Origin of the sequence: Micromonospora sp. URMC 106 (assembly GCF_051386395.1) — a bacterium.
In the GTDB taxonomy this organism is placed as follows: domain Bacteria; phylum Actinomycetota; class Actinomycetes; order Mycobacteriales; family Micromonosporaceae; genus Micromonospora.
The window spans coordinates 1-3807 of record NZ_JBPQTP010000206.1 but is presented as its reverse complement, the minus strand read 5'-3'; the positions used below and the strand labels follow the sequence as shown (position 1 = coordinate 3807).

3 protein-coding genes are annotated in these 3807 nt (G+C 73.9%); all 3 read right to left on the bottom strand.

The genetic code is table 11. The features are described 5' to 3' along the window. On the bottom strand, positions 1-311 hold a 311-nt coding region (locus tag ACSNOB_RS31605), incomplete at its 3' end, for a DUF2231 domain-containing protein (protein WP_436691054.1). Between the two features lie 133 nt (positions 312-444). Further along, on the bottom strand, positions 445-1185 hold the full coding sequence (locus ACSNOB_RS31600) for a GAF and ANTAR domain-containing protein (RefSeq protein ID WP_436691052.1): 741 nt from the start codon (positions 1183-1185) through the stop codon (positions 445-447). Positions 1186-1368: 183 nt separating this feature from the next. Next, positions 1369-3660 (bottom strand): accessory Sec system translocase SecA2, encoded by a 2292-nt coding sequence (gene secA2 / locus ACSNOB_RS31595; protein WP_436691050.1) that lies wholly within the window; start codon positions 3658-3660, stop codon positions 1369-1371. Between the last annotated feature and the right edge of the window lie 147 nt (positions 3661-3807).

The following is a 3807-nucleotide window of genomic DNA, read 5'->3' as shown; positions in this document are numbered from 1 at the left end:
GCGTCGGCGCGGACGAGGCAGGCCACCAGGAAGAGCGCCGCCATCGCCACGTTCACCAGGTTGAAGGTGACCGCCGTGCGCCGGGTCCGGCCACCCGGCACGTCCCACAGGTCGATCATGCCGGCCACGGCGGCCAGCGCGGCGGCGAACAGGGCCGCCACCGAGGTCCAGTAGCCCACCTCGCCGAGGAAGGCCGGGCCCCCCAGCACGTCGGTCAGATCGAACACGGTCGCACTCACGAAGAGCCCGAACGGGAACGTCACCAGCATCGGTTGGATCGGGTGCCCCTGCACCCGCAGCCGGCTCTGCATCGTTCCTCCCCCAGGTCGACTCACCCCACGAATACAGGGTGCTACCCGGGTGCTCCCACGACGAAACGACACGCGCCCCGAACGGCCCCAAACGTCACGCCGGGCGCGGGGGCACCGATCGGGCGGGCGGGCCTCAGCTGGTCCGGGGGCGCGACACGGTGCTGACCAGCCGGCCGGCCACCTCCCGCAGCGGGATGTCCAGCGACGCCGCCGCACTGCGCAGCACGTCCAGCGCCTCCTCGGCCGGGCAGCCGCGCTGGGTCATGATCACCCCGATCGCCTGCCCGACCACCCCGTCGCCGAGTAGCGAGGAGTCCAGCTCCCCGGCCCGGGCCGCCTGGCGGGCCCGGTCGCGGACCGCCGCGAGGAGCAGCCCGGCGTGCTCGGCGAGCAGCATCGCGGTGAGCTGGTGGCCGGGGGTGAGCAGGTCGGCGGCCCCGGCGTAGAGGTTGATCGCCCCGATCACCTGCTCGTCGACGTCGACCGGGGCGGAGATCACCCCGTGCACGCCCAGCTCCCGTGCCCGCGGCGTCCAGGCCGGCCAGCGCGGCTCGCGGCCCAGGTGGTCGGAGAGGATCAGCTCGCGCCGCCGGATCGCGTCCATGGCCGGCGAGTCCGGGCCGTGTCGCAGGTCGTCCAGCCCCGCCAGCCGCGCGTCGGACGCGGCCACGCCGGCCGGCTCCCCCGCCCGCAGCGCGGTGAAGCCGCACCAGCTCACGCCGTCCACCGCGTCCCGGGCGATGCGCACCAGCGCCGCCAGCGCCTCGTCGAAGTCGTCGACAGCGATCAGCCCCGCCGTCAGCTCCCGCAGGAGCGCGGCCGTCTCCAGGACACCGAGCCGCTCCACCGCCGGGTCCCGCATCTCCAGGTTCACCGGTCCACAGCCCTCACCGATCCCGCGCGTGCCCCCGCACGCCCGGCCGGCGCCGTCACCCGTTCCATCTCTGATCTTCTCCCGACTCTTCGGACCCGCCCTACTACCCTCGCAAACCGGGGTCGAAACGGCGCAAAAGGGGGCCCCTTCCGGCACCGGAGGCGCGGAAGGGGCCCGGACGCGTCAGCGGGATCCGGCGCTGAGCCGTCGACCCACGGAAGCGATCAACCGGTCCAGCTCGGAGCCGAACGGGTTGTCGTGCACGAGGTACGTCCAGGTGGCGCTGGGCCGGACCAGCTTCGCCTCGTCCGGCTCCCAGTCCTCGCCGAACTCCGTCTCCTCGAAGGTCGCGATGGTCCGCTTCTCGATCTCCGGGATCAGGTTGTTGAATGCCGGCACCGCCGCCCGGTGGAACTCGTCCAGCGGGTCGAGCCGGCCGAGCGCGCGCAGGTGCACGCCCTCGCGCACCTCGGACAGCTCGGCGAGGTGCTCCGCCCAGAGCCGGTCGAGGTGGTAGAGGGCGATCGACCGGGCGACCCGGGCGAGCAGGTCCTCGTCCATCTCCTCGGCCTTCTCCGGCATCTTGTCCAGCAGCATCAGCGCCGCCACGTCGGTGGTCAACAGCCGCTCGCGGCGCTCGGCGAGGGCCTTGCGCTGCTGCTCGATGACCACGCTGTAGCGCCAGGTGTTGCGGTGGATCTCGTGGTTGACGCCCTCGGCGACCCGCTGGGCGTGCTCGACGGCGTAGTCGACCTGCTCGTCGGTGACCAGGCCATCGGCGTTCATCCGGGGCGACGGCGGGACGGCGTCGCCGGCGTGGCGGACGACCAGGTCGTCCTCCAGGCTGACGAAGAAGACCGAGCCACCCGGGTCGCCCTGCCGGCCGGCGCGGCCGCGCAACTGGTCGTCGACCCGCCGGCTGTCGTGCCGGCCGCTGCCGATCACGTAGAGGCCGCCCAGCTCGGCCACCCGCTCCCGGTCGGCCTGGTCGCTGCCGCCGAGCCGGATGTCGACGCCCCGGCCGGCCATCTGGGTGGAGACGGTCACCGCGCCGTACGCGCCGGCCTCGGCGATGATCGCCGCCTCCTCGTCGTCGTTCTTCGCGTTGAGCACCACGCAGGGCACCCCGGCGGCGTTCAGACCGGCGGCCAGCCCCTCGGACTCCTTGACGTCGAGGGTGCCGACCAGCACCGGCCGCCCGCGCTCGTGGTTGCGCTTGATCTCGTCGACCAGCGCCTCGTCCTTCTCCGCCCGGGTGGCGTAGATCCGGTCCGGCTCGTCCTCGCGGACGCACGGGGTGTTCGGCGGGATCACCGCCACCTCGAGACCGAAGAACTCGCGGAGCTGGTCGCCGACCAGCACCGCGGTCGCCGTCATGCCGCACACCGTCGGGTAGAGCCCGATGTACGCCTGCACGGCGATGGTGCCGAGCACCTCGCCCTCGGCGGTCGCGTCCAGACCCTCCTTGGCCTCCACCGCCGCCTGGAGCCCGTCCGGCCAGCGCCGACGCTGGGCCACCCGGCCGCGCATCTCGTCGATCAGCTCGACGGTGCCGTCCCGGACGATGTAGTCGACGTCGCGGTGCAGCAGGGCGTGCGCGTGCAGCGCCACGTTCACCGCCGAGAGCTGCGCGACGTGCTCCTCGTCGTACAGGTCGATGCCGAGCTTGGCCTCGACGGCGGCCAGGCCGGCGGCGGTGAAGGCGACACTGCGGCCGTCCTCGGCCACCGTGTAGTGCTTGCCCTTGCGCAGGCCGCGCACCAGGGCCGCGGCCGCGTGCACCGGGTCCTGCTCGCCGGCGACCGCGCCGGCGAGGACCATCGGCACCCGGGCCTCATCGATGAGGATCGAGTCGGCCTCGTCGACGATCGCCGTACGCAGCGGCGGCTGCACCCGGTCGGCGATGTCGGTCACGAGCTGGTCGCGCAGGTAGTCGAAGCCGGCCTCGCTGACCGAGACGTAGGTGACGTCGCAGGCGTACGCCTCGCGCCGCTCCTCGGGGGTGGACGCCTCGTTGACCCAGCCGACCGTCAGGCCGAGCAGGGTGTAGACGGGCTCCATCCACCGGGCGTCGCGGCGGGCCAGGTAGTCGTTGACGGTGAGCACGTGCACCGGCCCGTTGCCCAGCCGGACGTGCCCGTACGCGGCGATGGTGGCGGTGAGCGTCTTGCCCTCACCGGTGGCCATCTCGGCGACCTTGCCGGAGAGCAGCGCCATCGCGCCGAGCAGCTGCACGTCGTACGGGCGCTGGTCGAGGCCCCGGCGGGCGGCCTCCCGGCCGATCGCGCAGATCTCCTCGTAGCCCGTGGCCTTGCCGGCGGCCTCGGTCAGCTCGGCGTCGTCGAGCGCCGACAGCTTCTCCTCGCGCGCCTCGATGGCCGGCAGCAGCTTCTCCAGCGGCCCCAGGTCGACCGTCGTCCCCGGGCGCTGGAGGAACCGGCGGAACCTGCTCTTCAAGCGTTGCGACACACCCATGAGCGGCAACGGTACGCGACCGGGCCGGGTGACGGCGGCCCGCCCGGCGCGCCGCCACGCGGGGCGTCGTCACGGGTGGGCCGGGGGCCGCCGGACGCTCGGCGCGCGGGAGGCCGGCGGGCGGGGCCCGGGCGCGGCGCCCCCCGG

Excerpts from the sequence above, each read along its gene's own strand:
- secA2 (WP_436691050.1), bottom strand. The coding sequence starts at position 3,660 with ATGGGTGTGTCGCAACGCTTGAAGAGCAGGTTCCGCCGGTTCCTCCAG.